The sequence below is a fragment of the Paenibacillus lutrae genome, from assembly GCF_009757775.1.
GTDB lineage: Bacteria > Bacillota > Bacilli > Paenibacillales > NBRC-103111 > Paenibacillus_F > Paenibacillus_F lutrae.
The window spans coordinates 73968-97427 of record NZ_RHLK01000016.1 but is presented as its reverse complement, the minus strand read 5'-3'; the positions used below and the strand labels follow the sequence as shown (position 1 = coordinate 97427).

General features: G+C 46.7%; 17 protein-coding genes, 1 pseudogene and 1 riboswitch. Of the genes and pseudogenes, 14 read left to right on the top strand and 4 right to left on the bottom strand.

Translation table 11 applies throughout. The features are described from left to right. Nucleotides 1-919: 919 nt before the first annotated feature. Nucleotides 920-1074, top strand: a riboswitch (FMN riboswitch). Between the two features lie 123 nt (nt 1075-1197). Together EDM21_RS20730 and EDM21_RS20725 are read left to right on the top strand one after the other, a co-directional pair. After that, nucleotides 1198-2190 carry a DMT family transporter gene (locus tag EDM21_RS20730; protein ID WP_420850681.1) on the top strand — a complete coding sequence of 331 codons (993 nt, stop codon included), beginning with the start codon at nt 1198-1200 and terminating at the stop codon, nt 2188-2190. A gap of 125 nt (nt 2191-2315) precedes the next feature. Then, nucleotides 2316-2762 (top strand): RDD family protein, encoded by a 447-nt coding sequence (locus EDM21_RS20725; RefSeq protein ID WP_157338324.1) that lies wholly within the window; start codon nt 2316-2318, stop codon nt 2760-2762. An 88-nt stretch (nt 2763-2850) separates the two neighbouring features. Here EDM21_RS20725 and EDM21_RS20720 read toward each other — a convergent pair whose 3' ends face one another. From EDM21_RS20720 to clpP, 3 genes are all read right to left on the bottom strand, one after another. Beyond that, complete coding sequence (locus EDM21_RS20720; RefSeq protein ID WP_157338323.1) at nt 2851-4599, bottom strand: sensor histidine kinase; 1749 nt, start codon at nt 4597-4599, stop codon at nt 2851-2853. A gap of 302 nt (nt 4600-4901) precedes the next feature. Further along, the gene (locus tag EDM21_RS20715) at nt 4902-7640 is read right to left on the bottom strand and encodes a PAS domain S-box protein (protein ID WP_157338322.1); all 2739 of its coding nucleotides are present in this window, start codon (nt 7638-7640) and stop codon (nt 4902-4904) included. 229 nt (nt 7641-7869) lie between these two features. Further along, the gene (gene clpP, locus EDM21_RS20710) at nt 7870-8454 is read right to left on the bottom strand and encodes an ATP-dependent Clp endopeptidase proteolytic subunit ClpP (RefSeq protein ID WP_157338321.1); all 585 of its coding nucleotides are present in this window, start codon (nt 8452-8454) and stop codon (nt 7870-7872) included. Nucleotides 8455-8722: 268 nt separating this feature from the next. Between clpP and EDM21_RS20705 the strand changes: the two genes are divergently transcribed. From EDM21_RS20705 to EDM21_RS20680, 6 genes and pseudogenes are all read left to right on the top strand, one after another. Next, nucleotides 8723-9463, top strand: a complete 741-nt coding sequence (locus EDM21_RS20705) for a sigma-70 family RNA polymerase sigma factor (protein ID WP_157338320.1) — start codon at nt 8723-8725, stop codon at nt 9461-9463. Nucleotides 9464-9685: 222 nt separating this feature from the next. Next, nucleotides 9686-10738 (top strand): Delta(5) desaturase DesA, encoded by a 1053-nt coding sequence (gene desA / locus EDM21_RS20700; protein ID WP_157338319.1) that lies wholly within the window; start codon nt 9686-9688, stop codon nt 10736-10738. 68 nt (nt 10739-10806) lie between these two features. Continuing rightward, entirely contained in the window at nt 10807-11940 is a 1134-nt protein-coding gene (locus tag EDM21_RS20695; protein ID WP_157338318.1) for a sensor histidine kinase, read from the top strand. Further along, nucleotides 11937-12539, top strand: coding sequence for a response regulator transcription factor (locus EDM21_RS20690; RefSeq protein WP_157338317.1), 603 nt, complete (start codon nt 11937-11939; stop codon nt 12537-12539). The genes EDM21_RS20695 and EDM21_RS20690 overlap by 4 nt, the downstream gene beginning before the upstream one ends. Before the next feature lie 222 nt (nt 12540-12761). Then, entirely contained in the window at nt 12762-14288 is a 1527-nt protein-coding gene (locus EDM21_RS20685; protein WP_157338316.1) for a prenyltransferase, read from the top strand. 479 nt (nt 14289-14767) lie between these two features. Beyond that, nucleotides 14768-16666: pseudogene (locus EDM21_RS20680) on the top strand (endonuclease MutS2); the annotation flags it as partial. A gap of 118 nt (nt 16667-16784) precedes the next feature. On the opposite strand, the gene EDM21_RS20675 reads toward EDM21_RS20680, so the two are convergent. Next, nucleotides 16785-17024: a hypothetical protein gene (locus EDM21_RS20675; RefSeq protein WP_157338315.1), complete on the bottom strand. Its 240-nt coding sequence runs from the start codon at nt 17022-17024 to the stop codon at nt 16785-16787. 326 nt (nt 17025-17350) lie between these two features. On the opposite strand from EDM21_RS20675, the gene EDM21_RS20670 reads away from it, so the two are divergent. From EDM21_RS20670 to mnhG, 6 genes are read left to right on the top strand one after another with little or no spacing between them, the layout of a single operon-like run. Further along, entirely contained in the window at nt 17351-20233 is a 2883-nt protein-coding gene (locus EDM21_RS20670) for a Na+/H+ antiporter subunit A (RefSeq protein ID WP_157338314.1), read from the top strand. Nucleotide 20234: 1 nt separating this feature from the next. Then, the gene (locus EDM21_RS20665) at nt 20235-20573 is read left to right on the top strand and encodes a Na(+)/H(+) antiporter subunit C (protein ID WP_157338313.1); all 339 of its coding nucleotides are present in this window, start codon (nt 20235-20237) and stop codon (nt 20571-20573) included. Beyond that, nucleotides 20566-22050: a Na+/H+ antiporter subunit D gene (locus EDM21_RS20660; protein ID WP_157338312.1), complete on the top strand. Its 1485-nt coding sequence runs from the start codon at nt 20566-20568 to the stop codon at nt 22048-22050. The genes EDM21_RS20665 and EDM21_RS20660 overlap by 8 nt, the downstream gene beginning before the upstream one ends. A gap of 1 nt (nt 22051) precedes the next feature. Further along, a complete protein-coding gene (locus EDM21_RS20655; RefSeq protein ID WP_157338311.1) occupies nt 22052-22528 on the top strand; it encodes a Na+/H+ antiporter subunit E in 477 nt (158 codons plus the stop codon). Beyond that, nucleotides 22529-22822 carry a Na(+)/H(+) antiporter subunit F1 gene (locus EDM21_RS20650; RefSeq protein WP_157338310.1) on the top strand — a complete coding sequence of 98 codons (294 nt, stop codon included), beginning with the start codon at nt 22529-22531 and terminating at the stop codon, nt 22820-22822. It abuts the gene before it with no gap. Beyond that, on the top strand, nt 22797-23168 hold the full coding sequence (mnhG, locus tag EDM21_RS20645) for a monovalent cation/H(+) antiporter subunit G (RefSeq protein WP_235918305.1): 372 nt from the start codon (nt 22797-22799) through the stop codon (nt 23166-23168). Before EDM21_RS20650 ends, mnhG begins: the two co-directional genes overlap by 26 nt. Nucleotides 23169-23460: the final 292 nt, after the last annotated feature.

The following is a 23460-nucleotide window of genomic DNA, read 5'->3' as shown; positions in this document are numbered from 1 at the left end:
TACAAAGGTTCATTGAAGGTTTCAGTAAAAAAATTATAGAAAACGAAAACGTTAATAAGCATGATTCAGCAGAATGAGTGGTAAGGTATGGGAGATTATTGATGATTCGAGTGGATATGGTTTAATGCTAGTCATGCATATAGCTTTGCTCTAGACTCTGTTTATTGCGCTTTATCTTAAACGTCACTATTCGAGAATAAAGTTGACAAAAAAAGTTTTATAGCAACGATAATGATAATTTTAAAGTTGGCGACCTTATACATATATTTCAAACTGAAATGAGGCCAAAGAGCAAGTTGGTTGACGGAAAGTGGGTTAATCTGCAGATCAATTTGATGAATGGATGGTAAGTTGCACAATCAAAAAATAAGCTTGCTAATACTGTATTATACTCTTGCTCAAGTTCAATTATAAAAAGCCAGATAAGCGATTAAAGTTATAAAAGTAAAATATTAATATGTTAAATGGGAGATTACATATGAAGGCTAAAGAATGTACTTATAATAAAGAGGATTTACCATTGACTCTGAAAGCCGAGCAGAAGATTGCAATACTTGAAATTGGGAGGAGGTCGGGTTATGAGCTTTTTTAAGAACCCTCCTTTCCCGGTAAAAAGGATAGGGGAAAGTGGAATAATAAGGCTTCAAGAAATGTGTTTTTCGATTGGTTGGAGAGTGAGGAAAGCATGGGTTAAAAGCCCTTGCTTTTTTTTAATCCCAATGTTAACATTTTGATTACAGTTAAAAGTGAACCTTCCAAAAGTGCCTGTTTGGTAGGGTTTTGGTAGGATACTTTTAGATAATCGTTGATATTAACAGAAACCAAAGGAAACAATGAATCTTCTGGAGTCCAGTTATATCAAGGATTTAGGTAACAAATGACCATCATAAGTCACTAAAGAATACAATAAAAATCGAATATGAACCTTCGGGGTTGGGTGAAATTCCCTACCGGCGGTGAGGATGCCCATGTGTACATGGGTGTCTAAGCCCGCGACTCCCGGCTTGTATAGGCCGGGACTGATCTGGTGAGATTCCAGGGCCGACGGTAAAGTCCGGATGGGAGAAGGTGAAGAGCAGCTTGTTAAAATCCAATTTTAACAAGTCTGTTTGGTAATGCCCCCGTTGATTAAATATGACGGGGGCATTACCTCTTTTCAGAAGGTTCAATTCAAGACACCCTTAGGAGGTTTTTGAATTGGAAGATGCGTTAAGATTGAGGAATGAGGAACTAAACGGCAAGTCGTCAGGCAAGATGAAAGGAATTTGGTACGTGGCTCTGGGAGCCACGCTATGGGGTCTGGATCCGTTATTCCGGATTCTGCTATTGCAAAGCTTCACTTCCGCCCAGATTGTTTTTATCGAACATCTGCTTCTCATGCTCTATGCTCTGCCGGTGCTGATCAAATACCGTCATGCTCTGACCGGAAAAATTACGCTGGGAGTGGTCGGAGCCCTGTTGTTTGTTTCATGGGGAGGCTCGGCTATTGCGACCATCTTATTCACATCGGCGTTTGCGCACGGAAGTGCGAATGCTGTCCTGCTTTTACAGAAGCTTCAGCCTTTATTTGCCATTATTCTCGCTCGTTTTCTGCTAAAAGAAGCACTGCCATCGCGGTTTTTCGGATTTATCTTGTTTGCTCTTGCAGGTACTTATCTGCTTACCTTCGGATTTGCTCTGCCCTCGCTCAGTTTGCAGGATTTAAGCGTGCTGGGAAGTCTGCTATCCATCCTCGCGGCTGCCTTGTGGGGAGGTTCGACGGTAATGGGGAAATACTTGCTGCAGAAAGATTTGGATTTTCCTATCGTCACTTCACTGAGATTTTTACTGGCCGTCCCTTTGCTGTTCGTTATTCTGATAGCAAGCGGAGACGCCTGGACAGGGAATAGGACAACGGGAGAATGGACATTAATTGTAGTCAACTTGCTTTTCCAGGCTTTTCTGCCGGGCTTAGTAAGTATGCTGCTTTATTATAAAGGGTTATCCTCGACTAAAGCCTTCTTTGCCGCTATTGCAGAACTTGCTTTTCCTGCGATTGGGGTGCTGATTAACTGGCTAGTTTTTGATAAGCCTCTCACATTCGGTCAACTAATTGGCTTCGTACTTATCTGGTCTACCCTTTGGTTCATGAACCGGAGCCAGCAAGACGAGTCCACAGAAACGGCCAATCCATTAAAAACAGCACACTGACCCACAACAACTTGTATATAAGATCCCTAAGAGGCTGCTAAGCAGTCTCTTTTTTTGTTATAAAACGATTGATACTATTTGGAAATAATGTAAAAATAATAGTGGTGGCGGGAGGGGGAGATAAAATGGATTTGCCGGCAGGTTCTCTAAAAAGAATCGTAGCAGCTTTACTGGATGCCACGATCCTGGCAATTAGCGCTTCCTTAGTGCAGGGCTTAACCGGATTTGACCTTCAGAACGCTTTAAATGGGTATCCGGCCTATATAATCATGGGCTTGTATCAATTCCTGTTTCCGCTATTCTGGGAGGGGTATACTCCGGGTAAGAGAATGATGGGGATTCAAATTGTAGCCATGGATGGGTCGCCGGTGAAGGTGAAAACGATGTTCATCCGAGCGATTATTTTCCAGGCGATCCTGTACTCATTCACTTATGGAATCTTTACGATTATAGGTCTGGCGATGATTTTGATTAGAAGCGACCGTAGAACCCTTCATGATCTGGCAGCGGGTACTTATGTCCGGATACCCCATTCGAGCTTGACTTTCAGCGATACCCCGCATCACAGGTAAACGAATATGCAAAAAAGCGGCTCTTGCACAGCAAGAACCGTTTTTTTGTGCAGCAACTTCCGCACCATTATACGGAATTTCTATTACCCTATGAATCGATGGGAAGTATGACCGTAAATTGAATTTTATTTTTATCAGGGACTTGAACGCTGATACTGCCTTTATAACGCTGAACGAGCTGGCTGACAATAGCGAGTCCAAGCCCTTTATGATTGCCGGAAGTTTTGGTGGAATACCCACTTTTAAACATGGCATTTAGGATATCTTCCGATATAGGTTCCGCGGTTGTGTTGGAAATATGAAAAATGAGATGGTTTTCTTTGAGCTGACAAGCTAAGTGAACCTCGCGTTTCTCGACTTCCAGATAACTTACTTCATCATAGGCATTGTCGATCAGGTTGCCGAGAATTTTTACAATATCAACGGATTTTAAACCGGAAATACTTTCGAGATCGTCTCCGAGATGATCAAGATCGTAAGTGAAATGGATTTTACGCATAAAAGATTGGGTGAGCTTTGAACTGATTAACGATGCCAGGGCCGGATGTCCGACATGGACCATCTCATTAACTAATCTGGTTTCTTCCACAAGCTCGTGAATATATTTCTTGGTTTCATCGAATTTCTTCAATTGCACCATGCAGCTGATCGTTGTGAGATGATTGGCAAAATCATGATTTTGCCCTTTGATGGCGACCATCAGATTGTTCATTTCGTTCGTATAATTGTCTTGAATCGTTTGGGCTATGGAATCTTTGGAACGATTGATGGCTTTATATAGAGACACAATAAGCAGAAAACTTGCAAGAGAAACGAGCAGAATGATCAGGAAAAAATTAAAGAGTTGTTTATTCAGTGACTCATGGATATGTTCCATATCAGTAACTAGCCCAATGACATATGGGAATTGAACTTTCTCGCTTTTAACGGGATAGAACATTTTGAGTACATTTCGGTTGTCAATCTTGGTTGTGTAAGAAACGGGTTTGTTAGAGGATACTGCTTTTTCGATAAAGGTTCCATCCTCTGGTGATTTCTTCGTATATTGTCCGAACAGTATTTTCCGTTCTGAATATCGGAGATTACGCGATTGATTCGTATACGTGTAGAAACTGGGATCATCGTCTGGTTTAGAGAAAGTACGGGGGTTAAATCCGGTAATCTCAAGCAGACGGTTGTTGTTTCTGAGCGTTTCTTCCACAATTAATTCGGTTCCGCCGCTGGAATCCAGCTCCTGCAAGGCACTGCTATTAATCATCGGATTGATAATATAGTTGGTGGTGCCATCATAATAGTAGGCGAATTTATTCTTGGGGGAATCGGGATTGGATGCAGAACCGGACAATTTACCTGTCCAGAAATTTTGGGAAGCGGTCCCTTCCGGCACGGTAACCAACTCCCCGCTCAGCAGTTGGCTGAGTGCGGTGTGGTAATTGCCCCATTCTTTGGTGTTCATGTTGAGTTCTTTGGGTTCGGACGAACGGACGCTGATGATATCGTTTCCCTGTCTTGCAAACAAAGTGATATTGCTTACATGATACAGACGGCTTAGTTGGAGAAGCTGCTCATTAGTGATCTCTTCAAACCGGGCGGGAAGTGAATTTTTTGCAGCGATCGCGACTTTTTTTAAGGAGTCGGACATTAAGCGGTCTGTCGTTTCATATGAATATTCGACATGATCTATACTTAATTGGATTTGCTGTGAAACTGTGAAAAGCTCTGATTCCATATTGGTAACCAAAGAGTTTTTAGTGGAATAAAAAAATACAGTATTATTGATAACGAGAACGGCCAGTACCACGGTTAAAAAAACGATCGACAGATTTTTAATAGACATGTTCAAGTTCCCCTCAAACGAGTATTTCCTACACAATTCTATGATATTCGACGAAATTCTACAATACTCTATATGAGTTCTATTCGTATAATAAGAGGAAATAACCGCTCCTTTGTGGATAAAAATGGGTCTTAAGCTAAAATTATTCTGTTAAAAAGATACAAAGGTATTTTTTTACTTTCGCTAAAGTAAGTATATCAGAAATTAGGGTTGAACATGATACGACTTCTGTTTGCGGTATCGTTTAAATGAAGAATAAAAAAAGTGACAAAAATTTTGTCACTCTTTTCATGGAGTCCATTTTACTTTTTTGCTGTATAAGGTGACCATTGTTTGAGTACGCGTTCAACCTGAGGAGCATAGACAGGCTTACTGATAAAATCCTGCATGCCGGCTCTAAGACACATTTCGATATCCTCGTCTTGCGCAAAGGCCGTGACAGCGATAATGGAAGGTCCTTGTTTGTCTGAATGAGAGTAAAGCTGGCTGATTGTTGCCGTTGCTTCCAGTCCATCCATTTCAGGCATTTGAAGGTCCATAAAAATAATATCGTAAACGTTCTTCTTCACGGCCTGCACGGCTTCAGCACCATTCTCGACACTATCTGCCTCATAGCCCAGTTTCCTGAGCAGGGTATGGAGGAGAAGCCTGTTTACGGCGTGATCATCCGCTACCAGAATTCTTAGCGGGCCGTAGCGGCGATGCTCGGTTGGCGGGCGCGACCGACCGTTTGTTGATTTATCTTCCTCACCGGAGGCATTAAGATCCGATGCCGAATAGAGGGAGAAGGGAAGGGCGAATTGAAAAGTAGAACCTGCATGTTCTTTACTTTCAACACCAATGGCCCCGCCCATTAATTCCACCAGCTTTTTGCAGATTGCAAGTCCCAAGCCTGTTCCTCCATATTTGCGGTTAATGGTAGGATGAAGCTGTGAGAAGGATTGGAAAAGCTGGCTCTGCTTATCCTCCGCTATGCCAATTCCCGTATCCTGAACCAAGAACTCGATAACGATCTCATCTTTACCCGTTTCTGCGGTCAAGTTGGCGGTTACGGTTATTTGTCCTTGCTCAGTAAACTTAATCGCATTACCGACTAAATTGACAAGCACCTGGCGAAGGATGCCGGGGTCCCCTATGACAATAGAAGGAATCCGATCGTCGATCCGACAAGTAATCGGGATGCCGCGTTCCATAGCCCGGGGTGTGAAAAGTTCCAGTACATTATCCAAGACATGACGAATCTGGAAAGCTTCATAGTTAATTTCCATTTTACCCGCTTCTATTTTACTGAAATCGAGAATTTCATTAAGAATTTTGATCAGCGCATAACTGCTTTGGAGAACAATATCGAGATAACTTCGTTGTTCTTCAGATAGCTCTGTCTCCGCAAGCAGGTCGGCCATTCCGATAATCCCGTTCATGGGTGTCCGGATTTCATGGCTCATGATGGCCAGAAACTCGGATTTGGCTTTGTCGGCTTGTTCCGCGGACTCCTTCGCACGAATGATTTCTTTCTCCCCGGTAATATCACGGAAGACGACAACGGCTCCTTTGTGCATGCCTTTATCAACGATCGTTGTCACCGTATATTCCGCTAAGAAGCTTGAGCCATCCTTCCGCCAGAACACCGCTTCTTTACTGTGATACGAGTGGCCTTCCCGGATTGCCCGGAAGATCACATTCTCTTCTGTAGGAAGCTGCGAATCTCCCGGGTACGTCTGCTGCATCATACCGAGATAGGGTTGACCGATCAGCTCTTCAGCTTCAAATCCAAGCATGGCGGCCCCGGCCGGATTAATGAACATGGCATTACCGTCTGCATCCAGGCCGAAAATGCCTTCCGATACAGCATTAAGAATGAGGGTGTACTCTTTGCTAAGCTTTTCGATTTCTTCTATATACTTTTGACGTTCCGTTATATCACTTGTTATCCCATACACGCCGACAATCTCGTTGTCCACGATAATGGGAATATTCGTTGAATTAATTTCCACAAGGCGGCCGTCTTTATGGATGATGGTCAAATCGTAGCTTTGGGGATAGCCTTCTTTGGCGAGTCCGAAATGGTGCAGTGTCTTAGGAAGGTCTTTAGGATGAACGAGGGGTCCCCAATACATACCGATTAATTCATCCAGCGTATAGCCGGTCAGCTTGTGCAGATTCGGATTGGCAGTTAAATAATCTCCATCGAGATTCATAGAATAAACAGCCGCGGGATTGTGATCAAAGAGAGACTTATAACGCTGCTCGCTTTCTTTTAAAAGCTTCTCGGCCTTCCGTTGTTCGGTAATATCCCGTGAAATAGAGATGATTTCTTCTAGTTGTCCATTCTTGTTATACATATAGCGGTTCGTGGATTCGAGCCAAATATATTCTCCATCTTTACGGCGGATGCGGAAAGTGATTGTTTCGCTTTGCCTATCTGCTTTTCCGGACCAGTATCGGTCAACGCGGTTACAATCCTCCGGGTGAACGAATGCAAGTTTGCTTAAGCCAACCATCTCACCAGGTTCATAACCTAGTATGGACCGGCAGCAGGGAGAGGAGTACGTAATGGTCGTGCCCGAATCCGGTTTGTGCGTACATATCCAGTCCAGCGAGGCTTCTAAAAGAGCTGTGTACTTGCGTTCACTGTCTCGGAGTCTTTCCTCTTCCTTACGCTGGGCTGTGACGTCTAGTGCCTGCACGAGCAGCAGGGGAGAGGCTTGATCGGGGCGTCCCGCCAATAATGATAGGTGAAGAGATAATTGGACGACGGCACCATTTTTATGTAGATATCTGATCTCCAGACGATAAGGAGAAACAGCCGGCTGAGCCAGAGCAACAGCTGTCAGGGGATGATCTGCAATCGGGTAATCATCCCGATGAACGAGGTACTGATCCTCCATCCCGGTTAATTCATCTGGAGAGTAGCCAAGCGTTATACAAAAAAATGGATTACACTTAAGCCAGCGGGCTTCGTCAATGCTGTAAACACCGATGCCGAAAGGAGCACTCTCGTACGCTTGAATGAATAGATTGTCGGAAATGTCATATTTCATAGTATGGAAAGCCTCCTAGGCTAGCTTCTTGTCCTTATCAAGGTACGCTCAGTATACCTTAAATTCCTATTGGTTTAATACCTTCCCGGAGGGGATATTGGGTACAAAAAAAGTGATGAAGCCCAATTAGGGTTTCATCACTTTATTTACCCAGTATTTATCTCCGTAATCAGAGCAGAAACAGGTTAGTCAAGCAGTTTTGAGAAGGGTTGATTATGTTCCCTTTAAATCAAATGGAAGTCAGGATTTTGTCTATGATTCCATACTCCACTGCTTCTTCCGCTGACAAGAAATAATCCCGGTCCATATCATTCTGCACCTTCTCTTCGGACTGTCCGGTCCGTTCGGACGTAATCTTAACCAGGCGGTCACGGATGCGCAGAATGCGGTTGGCGGATATGGCAATATCGCTTGCCTGACCCTGCACACCTCCATGGGGCTGGTGAATCATAATTTCACTGTTCGGCAGCGCGAATCGTTTGCCGGCTGTCCCGGCCAGCAGTAGAATAGCGGCGAAGGAGGCGGCGAACCCTGTGCAAATGGTGTGTACGGGCGGCTTCAGGAACTGAATCGTATCATAGATGGCAAAACCGGCTGATGTGGAGCCTCCGGGACTGTTGATGTACAAATTTATCTCCTTCTCAGGATCTTCTGCAGCGAGGAACAGAAGCTGGGCAATGATATTATTAGCTACCTGATCGTTAATTTCCGAACCGAGAAATACGATCCGGTCCTTGAGCAGACGGGAATAAATGTCATACGACCTTTCACCTCTTCCGGTCTGTTCGACTACATAAGGAATGGGAATACTCATTCTTTCTCCTCCGATTTCGTTGTGTGTACCCGGGTTTCGTTTGGTAAACGAACAAGAACCTCTGGAAGATACGCGGAACGAGGCGGAGAAAGGAATATTAATTTTCGGGCTCTGCGTATCTTTTTGACTTCTTCATTCGTTTGTTATATAGAGACTTTGTATGGGTTACTTTGTTAAAATAAGGGCTGCTTTGTTCAAAAGAGAACGTTCTGTTTGAAGTAAGGTCATTTGTATATATAGCGGAATTCAAGTGGAAGGAGGGTTTTTAGTGTTCTCAACTAAATGGAATGAAAACGGGTCGACTGGAACCGGCATAGACGGAGGTAACAGTCTGGAGCAGCTGTATGGAGCGCTAACCCGCTATTGCCTTTCATTGACAAGGTCCCAATGGGAGGCGGAGGATTTGGCGCAGGAAGCTTGGCTCAAAGCTATGCAAATCGCAGAGGGACCGGGGTTTACGAACAAGGAAGCGCTTCTGCTGCGCATCGCCAAGAACACCTGGATCGATCAGCTGCGCAGACATACGGTTCTCCAGCGGATTTTAAAACAGGAAGAGGCCCAAATGGCGCTTCCCGATAGTGATTCTTTGGAGATTGAGAGTGCTATGCAGGCACTGATGATTCATCTTTCCCCTCTGCAGAGAACCGTTTTCATACTTCGCGATGTTTTTGCCCTATCCATTACGGAGACGGCCCGCCAGCTTCAAACAACGGAAGGGGCGGTCAAAGCCGCCTTGCATCGTGCACGGCAATCTCTTGCTTCCGTCAGGGATTGTCTTCTGCGGGGGGAACTGGCTCTTCCGCAAGATGCGGGTCTGAGAGAATACCTGAAAGTATGTGCAGGCGTTTACCTATCCGGTAATGCAGCGGCACTAGTGGAGCTGATGCAGCTGGATCTTGCCGAGCCTGCTGTCGCTTGGGGATTTATACAGTCTCAGAGCAGCCGCAAGACGAGTCAAATGCAGAGGCGTGTATCCACGCCACAGGCTGCTTTCGGTTTGGCGGCTTAGGTCGGCATGTAAGTGGTGGACGACAAAACCTACGTGACTTTAATCCGAGATCGCCTGCAGGCGGTCTTTTTTCGTAAGCATGACATTTGTCATACTCCTATACTGACACTTATGACTACAGCGCAAGGGATACTTTCTATATAATTAGAAATATACTAGACTGTAACAGCTGTTCGGTGATATTCCCCGGACATCAGATCGATCGAGGAGGAAACATTCACGATGACTCAATCTAAAGTAACGAATTTGAAAAAAAATGTAGCTCCTTACGAAAAAACAGACACAAAATCAAGTATCCGCCAACTTTTCAATACACTAGTTCCGCTAGTGCTTCTCTGGTATGGCGCCTATTTAAGCTTGTCTGTTTCTTACTGGCTGACGCTTCCACTCGCTTTAGTGACAGCCGGATTCGTCATTCGTACCTTCATCATTTTCCACGACTGCTGCCATCAATCGTTCTTTAAAAGCCGTCTGGCTAATGAAATAATCGGGACAATTACAGGAGTACTCACTCTCTGCCCTTATCAGCAGTGGAAATATAGTCATTCCGTACATCACGCGACAAGCAGCAATCTCGATAAAAGAGGAACCGGTGATATGTGGGTGCTTACTGTAGACGAGTATGCAGCTTCTCCGCTGTGGCGCCGAATCGCTTATCGTTTCTACCGGAATCCGTTCGTCATGCTCGGTCTTGGACCGGTTGCTATTTTCTTGTTCCAGTACCGTTTCAACCGTAAAGGCGCAAAACGCAAGGAACGTGTGAACACTTATGTCACTAATTTTTCAATCGTGGCTCTGTATGCGCTTCTGTGCTGGGCGATTGGCTGGCAGGCATTCTTAATGGTACAAGGTCCCGTGTTTTTTGTATCCGGCCTCCTGGGCATCTGGTTGTTCTATGTACAGCACCAATTCGAAGATTCTTATTTCGAGAACGAAGAAGAGTGGAGTTATGTGAAGGCGGCTGTTGAAGGCAGCTCTTACTACAAGCTTCCTAAGCTGCTGCAGTGGATCACCGGTAACATCGGATTCCATCACGTGCATCATCTGAGCCCTAGAGTTCCGAACTATTATCTGGAAAAAGCCCATAACGAAACGCCGCCGCTTCAGAAGGCGACTACCATTACACTACGTAAGAGTCTCCAGTCGCTCCGTTTCCGGTTATGGGATGAAAAAGGCAAGACGTTCGTCGGCTTCAAAGATGTTAAAAAAGTTCTGCACAAAAACGATGCAGCGGCCAAAACGATTAAAAGCAATCCGAGTCTTCAAGGGAAATAATTGCCGGAAGAATCGTTTATGCTAAAATAAAGATAAAACTCACCGGTATAGAAAAAGGGATGTAGACCATGCGGAAATGGTTTCAAGTGTTTCAAAAGAAAACGGGCCTGAGTCCATATGTATGGGTTGTCTTCTTTATTCTTCCGTTTTACTTTATCTTAAGTTCTTCAATGACGGAGATCATAATCGGCATCACGCTCATTATTGTATTCTTTGTCAGCTATGTACTGTCTGTTATGACCAGAGGCTGGCAGGTCTACTTCTGGACAAGTGTACAGATTATTATCTCTATCGCGATGACCGTGTTGTTTGGATACTTATATTTCTCTTTATTCCTGGCTTTCTTTATAGGGAATATCCAGAACAAGATCGGATTCATTACGTTCTATACCATCCATCTTGTCAGCACGATCGTATCGATTAACTTGGGATTTGTCGCCAAAAATCCGGTGTTTATCACACAGCTTCCGTTTGTTCTTATCAGTCTGATCGGGGTTATCCTTCTCCCGGTTAACACCTACAACAAGAACAAACAGGAGAAGCTTGAAGGCCAGCTGCAGGATGCGAATAAGCGGATCTCGGATCTGGTTAAGCTGGAAGAACGGCAGCGGATTGCCCGTGATCTGCATGATACGCTGGGCCAGAAACTTTCGCTGATTGGACTCAAGAGTGACCTGGCGAACAAGCTTATGAGCAAGAATCCTAATCAGGCCCGGGCCGAAATCAATGATGTCCGGCAGACTGCCAGGAGCGCTCTTAAGGAAGTCCGGGAAATGGTTACCGAAATGCGGGGGGCCAGAGTAGAGGATGAGGTAGGGCGGGTCAGGCAGATTCTACAAGCGGCCGAAATTGATTTTCATCTGGAAGGGGACCCCAGACTGACAGAGACTTCTCTTATTACAGAGAACGTAATCAGCATGTGTTTGAAGGAAGCGGTAACGAATATTGTCAAGCACAGCCGGGCTTCTTCCTGTACGGTTGAGATAGAGCCTTCGCATACGGAGCTCATTGTAAGAGTCCGGGACAATGGAGTGGGCATTTCCACACCTATCGATTATTCCAGGGGGAACGGGATTCGGGGAATGAAGGAACGGCTTGAATTCGTGAACGGAAGTCTGGAGGTTACCTCGAGTCAAGGCACGAATGTGATTATCAAGGTTCCGAATGTCTTTAAAACCGTTGTAAAGGAGGCTCAGGTATGATTCGAATCGTGATTGCCGAGGACCAGCGCATGCTGCTCGGCGCTCTTGCTTCGCTGCTTGAACTTGAAGAAGATATGACCGTGGTCGGCAAAGCAAGCAATGGTGAGGATGCTTTGAAGCTGGTTCATCTTCACCAGCCCGACGTCTGCATTATGGACATCGAGATGCCGGCCAAGAGCGGCCTAGACGCAGCCGAAGAGTTAAAGGGAATGGGCTGCAAGGTCATGATCTTAACCACCTTTGCCCGTTCAGGTTACTTTGAGCGTGCGCTCAAAGCGGGTGTACTCGGTTATTTGCTGAAGGACAGCCCCAGCGAGGAGCTGGCAGCTTCGATACGGAGCGTTATGGCCGGACGTCGCATCTATGCGCCTGAGCTGGTGGACGAGAGCTATGTTCAGGAAGCGAATCCGCTGACGGAACGGGAGAAGGCAGTCCTCGCTCTGATTGCCGACGGCAAGAATACAAAGGAGATCGCTAACGAACTTTATCTGACTGCCGGAACTGTCCGGAATTATGTATCCGTAATACTGGATAAGCTGGGGGTCAGTAACAGAATCGAAGCGATTATGCGTTTTAAAGAAAAAGGTTGGTTCAAATAGCATAGAGACAAGGACCCGAGGAAGAGACGGGTTCTTTTTTATGCGTAAATGTGTCTTTCAGCGCCGATTGGAAACAAACCATGAGATTATCCTATTATTCTATGAATAGCTAGCCTTTACCATAGTATCTTGTATAGGAAGTGATATAATAAATAAGTTATAAACGGATCAGAACATCTAAAGAAGATTAGACACAGATCAAGAAAGGGAGTTTAGCGCATTATGGCAATTAGAAGCAGACAGGAAGTGCTTGATTTCTTGGCGCGATCCGAAGTAGGTGCAGTCGGCACATCCAATATGGGTTCACCGAGGCAGAGAATGATGCATTTTGCCGCGGACGAAGACTTTAACATATACGTGACCAGCATGAAAGGCGATCCTAAAGTCATCCAATGGAGCAATATCCCGGAAACGGCGATCCTGATTCATCAGGGAGCTACGTTCATGGAGATGGAGGAAACCGAGATTATCGGGAGGGCTGAGGTACTCAAAGAACGGGAAGACCGGGAGAAAGCTGCCGCGCTGCTGGTCAGCCGCTCGCCAATTGTAGCTCAGATGAAGCAAGGCGATGCACTCGATAAACTGGAGTTTATCCGGATTCGGCCGTTTACTGTGAAATACCGCTTCGTTCCAGAAATTCTCCAAGGTCAACCGCCGACGGTCTTTGAATTCGAGAACAACCGCATCTCGTTCAGTACATGGGACGATGTCAGATCCAGAGCCCGGGCGTGGAAAGAAGCCGTAAGGCCTTTGTCACTTACAGCTGCGCTTGTGCCGATCCTCCTGGGGGGAGCGCTGGCGCTTTCAACCGTTCATGAACTGAATGTGCTTCATTTCATCTTGACATTGATCGGTGCCCTTATGATCCAGGCAGGGACCAACATGATCAACGACTGGAAAGACGCGGATCGTGATGGGGATAATACGACAGGAATGCGTCCATTTACAGGCGGTTCGCGAATGATCCAGCTCGGATTAATATCGAGGGCGGATATGGGTTTCTTCGGCTTGATTCTCTCTGGCACAGCTGCTTTGATCGGGATTTATCTGGTGGCCGTCAGCGGCTGGGGTCTTATTCCGCTCATCTTGTACGGCATTATGGCGGGAGTGTTCTATACAGGCGCCAAAGGTAAGTTTTCCTTCATTAACATGGCTCCCGGGATAGCGGAGCTGCTCATTGCTACGACTTACGGGGTCTTCATGACCGTGGGCGCTTTCTATGTGCAGACAGGCTATTATTCGCTGCAGTCGTTTATGATCTCTCTGCCGGTTGCGCTGTTCATCTCGAACGTCTTATTGATCAACCAGTTCCCGGATGCGGAATCCGATGCCAAGACAGGGAAGAATACGCTGGTAGTGCGTTTAGGCAAACGGAAAGCTAAAAATGTTCTACTTACAAGTTTTGTCGCGGGTTATGCGTTAATTGCGCTTCTTCCCGTTCTTGATTTCGCACCCTTTACCTTATACTTTGCTTTCTTGTCCCTGCCGTTTGCCCTGCAGGCCATCCGATACGCACAGCGCAACTACGTTCTGAATGCAGCTGATCTTATACCGAGCAATGCCCACACGGCGATTAATCATTTGTTCAGTGGTCTTCTTCTTGTTTTTGCCTTTTTATTGACTGAGCTCAGTTTGCTGGTTCCGCTTATTTATTTGGCCGCTTCGCTTCTCCTTATTTTCTGGGTATGGCAGTATATTGAACGGCAGAGAAAAGTAATGAATGATTTCCGTCTTGCGTTCCGCAAATAATCGGATTCTCAAAAGCACAGCAACGCTTAGACAGCGATTGTTGTGCTTTTTTGATTTTTTTGAACGGGCTAATAAATCACGTAGGAACATCCTTGACTTTGGCTATCCAAGTGAGCTATATTGTGGGTAGTCTAACTTATTTATACAACTGTTTAACTGAGGGAGAGATTTTGATGTCGGTGAGCGTTCTTAACTAACCAAATTCCATAGAAGAGGTTTTCATTTCCCATTAAAAAATAGTTGTTTGGGCAACGTTTTTTTGTTGTGGAATTATAAATGCCTCGGAATTAGTTAAGAACAAACAACGGATATCATGCTACGCCTTAGGTCTAAGCCTATTATTGCGCCCGCATCCGTGCTGTAGTTCAGCATGGATTTTTTATTGAAGGGTACTTGTAGGCTGTACACGAAAGAGCGCAGAATGACGATTGTTCATTCTGCGCTCTTTTTTATTTTATCCAACAAAAGGAGCGATCCACGTGAATGAGAAAGCATTGCAGCGTCTGGATTACGGCAAAGTAAAAGAAGCGATGATGAGTTATGCGGTGTCGTATCTCGGCAAAAGGCAAATCGAGCAGTTGGTCCCGATGACCGTCACTAAGACGATCCGCAAGAAACTGGACGAAACGGCGGAAGCGAAAACGTTGCTTCAGCACGGAGCCAGCGTCCCGATCCCCTCCTTGGAAGGGGTTGAGCAGATTCTTGCTTTAATGGGAACCGGTTATGTGTTCAGTGAAAAAGATTTTGTCCACATGCTTCAATTTTTGAACAGCTGCGCACAGCTTATGAAATATATGAGGGCAAAGTCAGAAGTTGCCCCTCACGTCAGTGCGTACGCTGCTTCTATGGACGAAATCACCAAGCTGAAATCGGAAATTGAACGGACCATACGAAGCGGTAGAATTGTGGATGCTGCCAGTAAGGAACTAATGAAAGTCCGCAGAAGAATAATCCTGATCGAAGACCGCCTAAAGATGAAGCTGGACTCGTTAATGAGCAAGCACCGCACCATCCTGCAAGAGAATTTGATTAGTACGCGTGGTGGTAGATATGTGCTTCCGGTGAAGAAAGAACATCGTAAACTTGTGAAAGGGAGTGTTCTGGATGAATCGGCAAGCGGGCAAACCGTCTATATAGAACCAGCTGACATTGTGAGCTTTCAGTTCGAGCTTGCCGGTTTAAAAGCGGAAGAGTCACGTGAAGAAATGAAGGTGCTGAGTGATCTGACCGCTATAGCTGAGCAGTATGCGCATGAATTCGAAATGAATGTGGAGACGGTTGCCGCCTATGATTTTTTGTTCGCCAAAGCCAAATACGCCTTAGCGATCGGCGGCTGTAATGTCGAGCTAAACGAGAATGGTGTGATCGATCTCCGCGAGGCCAGGCACCCTTTAGTGGGTAAGCAGATGATTCCGCTTGATTTTATTATTGGGCGCAGGTACAAATCACTGGTCATCACGGGACCTAATACAGGCGGGAAAACCTTGGCGACGAAGACAGTCGGTTTGCTTACCATGCTGGTGCAATCGGGTTTACTCGTCCCGGTAAAGGAAGGAAGCTTGTTCTCTGTCTTTCATCATATAGCAGTCGATATCGGCGATGGGCAGAGCATAGAACATGCGCTGAGTACTTTTTCGGCTCATATCCACAATGTGATCGATATTCTAAAAGTGGCGGATTCCTCGACGCTCGTGCTGATCGATGAAATGGCATCCGGCACGGATCCCGGGGAAGGCGTCGGGTTATCGGTTGCGATTCTGGAGGAACTTCACAGGAGAGGGGCGACTGTCGTCGCGACCACGCATTTTACCGAGATCAAGAATTTTGCCGCCGCAACCCCCGGCTTTGAGAATGCCCGGATGGAATTCGACAGAGAAACACTTCAGCCTTTGTACCGGCTGCGGATAGGGGAAGCGGGACAAAGCTATGCTTTCCTGATCGCACTGAAGCTTGGGATTCCAGAAGAAATTATCGGGCGCTCGCGCGAGATCTCTATGAAAGGTTATACTCAAGCGGGTAAGGCGGATGATCGGCTGGAGGAGACAGAAAGAGAAGGTGGAGGACAGAGTGAGGAAGCCGCTGAATCCGAAGCTTATTGGAAACGGGTAGCCGCGCGGGTTGCTGTAGTCGAGGAATCATCCCCAGCTTCTGCAACGGAGTCGGCAGCCGCTGAGGTTGCAGAGACAGAGATAAGTCACAGCCGGAGCCTGAGGATCGGAGACTGTGTCCACGTAACCACCCTTGGCCGGACCGGGATTGTATGCGAGACAGAGGATTCAAAGGGTGTTGTCGGTGTCATGATTGAACGGCAGAAGTTTAAAACGAATAAAAACAACTTAAATCTGCAAATCGACGGCTAAGAGCCCCACCCGGAAGAGTAGGACAAGGGTCTCGTCATGGATAACAAGAAAAACCGGAAAGAGCGTTAATAAAAGGCCGTAAAGCATTTAGGTAGCCTTACAATGGGAAGAAGCCAGAGGAGTGACAAGGATTCTGTCATTCCTCCGGCTTCTTCCTCCCTGATCTCAAGATCCGAACGTATTCCCTGGGCTCAAAGGATGATGTCGGAAGTATGCTTGTTCCGGAGCGATAGGACTGTATGGTTACTTGATTTGGGCCAAGCTGATTAGGGCCCGGAATTGTCGGCTGCCTGCTTGCCCAATCATTCACAATTCCGCCAGCCGCAATCAGCAGCAGGAAAATTGCTGCACACCAGGCTGCTTTACGGTCGATCACGGGATCACTCCTTTACTAAACAGAGTTTCCCGCATTCTCCCGCTTCATTCCTGAGGATCACCCCTGTCGCCCATTATTTTGTACACAATCTGAGAGGGATTAAGCTAATTCTTTTGACAAAGCATGAGGCAGAGGCTATACTGTTTTTAGCTTGAAAACTCAACAACTCAATATCTTTTTATCGGAGGAGCCTGCCAACAGCGGGCTCTTTTTGTGTTTTTTCAGAGTTTTGTAAGAAATCCGCATCTGATCTGCCCAAGATCAAGTAGTTTTGAGGGAAATTGGAAAAGCTATTACAAAAAAATCTTGTATAAGGAGGGAGAAATTTGTCTTTGCTGCATATCGCCATTATCCTGCCTTTCCTGCTGGCAGCAGGTCTATGTCTGTTCTATCGTATCCGGCATAAAATCCATACCGGGTGGCTGGTTCTTCCGCTGCCTGTGATTTTATTCAGCTATTTCATTACCCGGATTCCTGTTCTGCAGAGTGAGGGAAGCGCGACTTCTTCATTGCCCTGGATTCCATCTTTAGGTATCGAATTCACCGTGTATCTGGATGGCCTCAGTCTGCTGTTTGCATTACTGATCACAGGAATAGGAAGCTTAGTCGTACTTTATTCCATCTATTATTTGGATAAAAGGAAAGAAGCGGTCCATACCTTCTATTTGTATCTGCTCTTATTCATGGGTGCCATGCTTGGGGTTGTGCTGTCGGATAACTTAATGGTGCTCTACGGTTTCTGGGAATTAACGAGTATTTCTTCCTTTCTGCTTATTGCTTTCTGGAATCACCGCGCGAAATCCACCTACGGAGCATTGAAATCCATGCTGATTACCGTGTTCGGAGGACTTGCGATGTTTGCGGGTTTTGTCCTGCTCTACCTGATGACAGGAACTTTCAGCATCCGCGCTATTCTGGAACAGGTAAGTTCCATAACGGAACATGCGCTGTTCTTGCCTTCAATGCTGCTCATTCTGCTTGGGGCCTTTACGAAGTCGGCTCAATTCCCGTTCCATATCTGGCTTCCCGATGCCATGGAAGCCCCGACACCCGTTAGTGCCTACCTGCATTCGGCCACTATGGTCAAAGCGGGCATCTACTTGGTCGCGCGATTCAGTCCTCTTTATGCCGGTCAGGCAGAGTGGTTCTGGCTGATCTCTTTCTTCGGCGTGCTGACGCTGATGTACGGGGCTTTCCGGGCCGTTAAGCAGACGGATTTAAAGGCTCTGCTTGCTTTCTCTACGATCAGCCAGTTAGGGCTGATTATGTGTTTGCTCGGCCTTGGCTCGGCATCAGCCTATTTCACGGGCGCTGCGTCATCGCTTTTCTACGCGAAGGCGACAATGGCAGCGATCTTTCATCTGATCAATCACGCCACATTCAAAGGCGCCTTATTCATGGTAGTCGGCATTGTCGACCATGAGACGGGCACCAGAGATATCCGCAAACTCGGCGGATTGATGTCTCTTATGCCGGTGACATTCTCTATCGCCGTGATCGGCGCATTCTCGATGGCGGGTCTGCCGCCTTTCAACGGCTTTCTAAGCAAAGAAATGTTCTTTACGGCTGCCTTGAATATTATGCAGCTCAACATCTGGAACATGGAGAGTCTAAGTGTGCTGTTCCCGGTAATCGCCTGGGTAGCCAGTATTTTCACCTTCTTATACAGCATGCTGCTGGTATTCAAGACATTTACCGGACCCAAACAATTTGATCAACTGCCGCGCAAGCCGCACGAAGCACCGCTTGGCATGCTGCTGCCGCCCGTTGTGCTGGCTTCACTTGCCGTGGTGTTCGGATTCTTCCCGAATCTGCTGTCCTATTCTTTAATCGAACCTGCGATGGCGGCCATACATCCGGCGCTATTGGAAGAGGGGGATCGGTTCCTGGTCTCGATCAGCTTCTGGCACGGGTGGACGCCTGAAATTTTCATGACCATCGGAGTTATCGTTGCGGGCGCGGTGCTTTACCGAAGCTATCACCGTCTCCGCCTGCTGAACCGGCCATTATTCGAACGCGTCTCCCTGAATCGGATTTACGACGGGGGTCTGCGTCTTCTTGATCAGGGTTCTCACCGGATTACCCGTACGTATATGACCGGTTCTATCCGGCATTATTTAATTTACATTTTCGTGTTTTTTACAGGTTCACTCGGATATACCTTGTACCGCTCGAAAGGCCTCAGCTTCGATACAACGAATTATGCACCGGTTTCGATCTACGAGGCAGTCATAATCACCGTGCTGACCTTGTCTGTGCTCGCTGTACCTTTTGCAACTTCACGTCTGATGCTTATTATACTGACAGGCGCTGCAGGATATATGGTCACCTTGTTCTTTGTCCTGTTCCGCGCTCCCGATCTGGCTCTAACCCAAATGATCGTAGAGACGGTATCCGTGACGCTGTTCCTGCTTTGTTTCTATCATTTGCCTAAGTTGAGAAAAGAAGAGGTCAAGGTGCCGTTTAAAGCAGTCAATCTGGTGATTGCAGCCAGTGTGGGCATCATAGTGACCTTGATCGCACTGAGTGCAAGCAGCAGCCGGTCCTTTGAATCGATCTCGGATTATTTCCTGGACAACAGCTACCTCCTGGCCGGAGGCAAGAATGTCGTAAACGTTATTCTGGTTGATTTCCGGGGATTCGATACGATGCTGGAAATTGTCGTGCTGTCGATTGCCTCACTTGGCATCTATGCACTGATCAAGATAAAGCCCGAACCCGGGGAGCTGTTGGCGGAAAGCCCGGTTCCGGATCCGGATCGCGATAAGCATTCCCGTATGTATACGCCTAGAAGCAACGACGTTATTTTGAGAACAGCCTCCAAAGTGGTTGTGTTCATTATTTTAACGTTCTCGTGGTATTTGTTCTTTGCAGGTCACAATAATCCAGGCGGCGGCTTTATCGGAGCCCTGATGACTTCAGCTGCGCTGGTTCTGCTGTCGATCGCTTTCGGGATGACAATGATCCGTACGATCCTGCCGGTGGATTTCCGCAAACTGACCGCAGTCGGCCTGCTGCTTGCCCTGCTTACGGGAATTGGATCGCTCGTATTGGATGTCCCTTTCCTCAGCCATTCATTCGGTTATTTTGATCTGCCGCTGCTCGGCCGAACAGAGCTGGCTACGGCATTATTGTTCGACCTGGGCGTTTACTTAACGGTCGTCGGCATTACGATGACCATCATCTTTACGATAGGGAGGGACAATTAGCATGGAGCTGTACATGTCTTTGGCCATTGGCGTGCTGTTTGCGGTAGGAGTCTATCTGATTTTATCCAAAAGCCTGCTGCGCATCATTCTGGGCACGTCCCTGCTTACGCACGGCATCCATTTATTACTGCTTACGATGTCCCGCTTAAAAACAGGCGCCGCGCCGCTGCTTGGCGAACAGGCGGAAAGCTATGTAGATCCTCTGCCGCAGGCTTTGATTCTGACTTCCATCGTTATCAGCTTCGGAGTGACTTCTTTATTCTTTGTGATGGCCTATAAGGCTTATCAAAAACTGGGGACCGATAATATGGAAGAGCTAAGGGGGAATGAGGATGAATAACTTGTTAATTTATCCGCTGCTGATTCCTCTGTGTACGGCTGTTCTTCTTATTTTTGTGCATACGAGAATAAAGCTCCAGCGCTGGATAAGTCTCATTAGCATTGCCGTTAATATAGCTGTTTCCGGGGTGATCGTGGGACAGGTTCGGGGACAAGGCATCCAGACCCTGCAGATGGGCGGCTGGCTTCCTCCTTATGGAATTGTGTTCGTAGCCGACATGTTCGCCGCGCTGCTTGTGCTAACAACGGTGATCGTCAGTGCCGCTTGTCTGTTGTTTGCTTTCCGTACGATCGGTGAACAGAGAGAGAAGCATTACTTTTATCCTTTTTTTCAATTCCTGCTTGCGGGTGTGTGCGGTTCGTTCCTGACTGGCGATCTGTTCAACCTGTTCGTTTGTTTCGAGGTAATGCTGATTTCCTCCTATGCGCTGATCGTTCTCGGAAGCACAAAAAGGCAGCTGAGGGAAACGCTGAAATACATGCTGATAAACATTTTGTCTTCGACGTTGTTTGTTGCCGCTGTCGCTTATTTGTATGGTGTGGTCGGAACGCTGAATATGGCCGATCTGTCCAGCCGGGTGGCTGAAGCGGGGCAGGGTGGAGTCATTAATGTAATCGCGATCCTCTTTCTGATCGTATTTTCTCTAAAAGCCGGATTATTCCTGTTCTTCTGGCTTCCAGGCTCCTATAGCGTGCCGCCGGCTGCTGTGGGCGCCTTGTTCGGCGCTTTATTAACCAAAGTCGGCCTTTATGCGCTTATTCGCACCTTTACACTGATCTTCTATCATGATCCCGCAATTACGCACATGTGGATCGGGTGGATGGCAGGAGCGACGATGATTCTGGGCGCCGTTGGCGCGCTGGCCTATTCTGATATTTACCGGGTCGTTAACTATAATGTAGTGATCAGCGTCGGGTTTATTGCCCTTGGATTAGCGGCAGCCAACAAGGATTCCTTGGATGGAGCTGTTTTCTACCTGATGCACGATATGATAGCCAAAGCTCTCTTGTTTATGTTAGCAGGGATACTTATTGCCGCCGCCGGCACACACCTGACGAAAGACATGGGCGGATTGATAAAACGGATACCGCTGGTCGGCTGGATGTTCTTCGTCCTAGCTCTGGCTCTTACAGGCATACCGCCGCTCAGCGGCTTCGCCGGTAAACTGCTGATTGTCCGCGGCGGGTTCGAAGAAGGCTTATACTGGCTTACAGGCATCGGAGTCGCTTCCAGTCTAATCGTGCTCTATTCCCTGATAAGGGTATTTATCCAATCATTCTGGGGTGAAGAAAAAGCATCCGCCAAACCGCTGCCCTCGAATATGCGGGCGATGACTCTTCCGGCAGCAGGGTTGTTCATCCTGATAATTTGTATCGGTGCCGGTTCCGAGTGGGTATATTCATTGGTCTCGGAAGCGGGAAATACACTGGTTGACCCTGCAATTTATATCGACGCGGTAATAGGGGAGGGGAAGTGAGATGTCCCTGCAAATTCTGCTTAATCTGATAATCGCTCTTGTCTGGATGTTCCTGAATAATGAATGGTCCTTCCTTTCCTTTGCGATCGGCTATATCATCGGGATTATTCTGATTGGTCTCTTGCGCCGCTTCTGGCCTTACGATTTTTATATGTTAAAAGTGTGGGCCGTTATTAAGCTTCTCCTTTTGTTTTTGAAGGAACTGATGGTTTCGAGTTTTACGGTCATCGGTCAAATTATAAGACCCAAACTGGCGATCCGCCCGGGAATCTTTGCTTATACGACGGAACTGGAATCCGATTGGGAAATCACGGTGCTATCCTGTCTGATCTGTCTTACGCCGGGAACACTTACCTTGGATATAGCAAAGGACGGACGCACGCTGTATATTCATGCAATGGATATCGAGGATGCGGAAATCATTTCCCTGCAAATCAGACAAACGTTTGAAAAAGCGATTATGGAGGTGACGAGGTAAATGCTGACCAATCTTCTTCTGCTCTCACTCGCTATTCTGTCTGTAGCAGTACTGGGCTGTATGTACAGGCTCCTTAAAGGTCCTTCGATGGCCGACCGGATTGCGGCACTGGACACCATCGGCATTATTCTGTTGTCTATGATCGCCGTGATCTGTATGCTGCTCCGGACTCAAGCGTACATGGACATCATCCTTCTGATTGGCATTCTAAGTTTTATCGGAACGACGGCCTTTGCCAGATATATCGAAAGAGGCGCGGTCATTGAGAATGGAGATGATACCCTTGATCGGTGAACTGCTGATAGGCATGATCATTCTGGCCGGTGCACTATTAAGCGTACTGAGCGCATTCGGACTCATCCGGTTGCCGGATGTGTATCTGCGTTCGCATGCGGCCACGAAGAGTGCGACGTTAGGTGTCCTTCTGATTCTGACTGGCGCGTTCTTATACTTCTCGTTCTATCTGGACCATATCAGCGCCAAGCTTCTTCTTGGCATCGTGTTCGTATTTATTACAGGTCCGGTAGCGGGACATTTGAATGCGAGGGCCGCTTACCGGTCCGGAGTGGCTTTATGGGAACGAAGCGTGCAGGATGATCTGAAGCCGGCTCTCAAAAAGTCGCGCAAGGAAAAACACTAAATCATGGTTAAAACCGCTGACGGGTCATGAGCGCAGCGGTTTTTTTGTGCAACCAAAGAGAGGGGGAAAGCCCCCCTGTACTCACGATTCAATTAAAAGGGTAGAGTAAAGAGGCAGTGAAAGCGGTTTATTCTAAGAAACTAGGTTTGTAATGATTCTGCAAATATATCGACTATATTTTTAGTAGAATTAAAAATGAAGGCTGATTTTGTAATAACATAAGCCTATTTTCCTATATATTTAGTCGAATATGACTATATGTAATTTTAAACAATGTTCCTATAATTAGGAA

What these genes read in the sequence shown, in the direction of transcription:
- EDM21_RS20725 (WP_157338324.1), top strand. Translation starts at nt 2,316, where the DNA reads ATGGATTTGCCGGCAGGTTCTCTAAAAAGAATCGTAGCAGCTTTACTG.
- EDM21_RS20720 (WP_157338323.1), bottom strand. Translation starts at nt 4,599, where the DNA reads ATGTCTATTAAAAATCTGTCGATCGTTTTTTTAACCGTGGTACTGGCC.
- EDM21_RS20715 (WP_157338322.1), bottom strand. Translation starts at nt 7,640, where the DNA reads ATGAAATATGACATTTCCGACAATCTATTCATTCAAGCGTACGAGAGT.
- clpP (WP_157338321.1), bottom strand. Translation starts at nt 8,454, where the DNA reads ATGAGTATTCCCATTCCTTATGTAGTCGAACAGACCGGAAGAGGTGAA.
- desA (WP_157338319.1), top strand. Translation starts at nt 9,686, where the DNA reads ATGACTCAATCTAAAGTAACGAATTTGAAAAAAAATGTAGCTCCTTAC.
- EDM21_RS20695 (WP_157338318.1), top strand. Translation starts at nt 10,807, where the DNA reads ATGCGGAAATGGTTTCAAGTGTTTCAAAAGAAAACGGGCCTGAGTCCA.
- EDM21_RS20690 (WP_157338317.1), top strand. Translation starts at nt 11,937, where the DNA reads ATGATTCGAATCGTGATTGCCGAGGACCAGCGCATGCTGCTCGGCGCT.
- EDM21_RS20685 (WP_157338316.1), top strand. Translation starts at nt 12,762, where the DNA reads ATGGCAATTAGAAGCAGACAGGAAGTGCTTGATTTCTTGGCGCGATCC.
- EDM21_RS20665 (WP_157338313.1), top strand. Translation starts at nt 20,235, where the DNA reads ATGGAGCTGTACATGTCTTTGGCCATTGGCGTGCTGTTTGCGGTAGGA.
- EDM21_RS20660 (WP_157338312.1), top strand. Translation starts at nt 20,566, where the DNA reads ATGAATAACTTGTTAATTTATCCGCTGCTGATTCCTCTGTGTACGGCT.
- EDM21_RS20655 (WP_157338311.1), top strand. Translation starts at nt 22,052, where the DNA reads ATGTCCCTGCAAATTCTGCTTAATCTGATAATCGCTCTTGTCTGGATG.
- EDM21_RS20650 (WP_157338310.1), top strand. Translation starts at nt 22,529, where the DNA reads ATGCTGACCAATCTTCTTCTGCTCTCACTCGCTATTCTGTCTGTAGCA.
- mnhG (WP_235918305.1), top strand. Translation starts at nt 22,797, where the DNA reads ATGGAGATGATACCCTTGATCGGTGAACTGCTGATAGGCATGATCATT.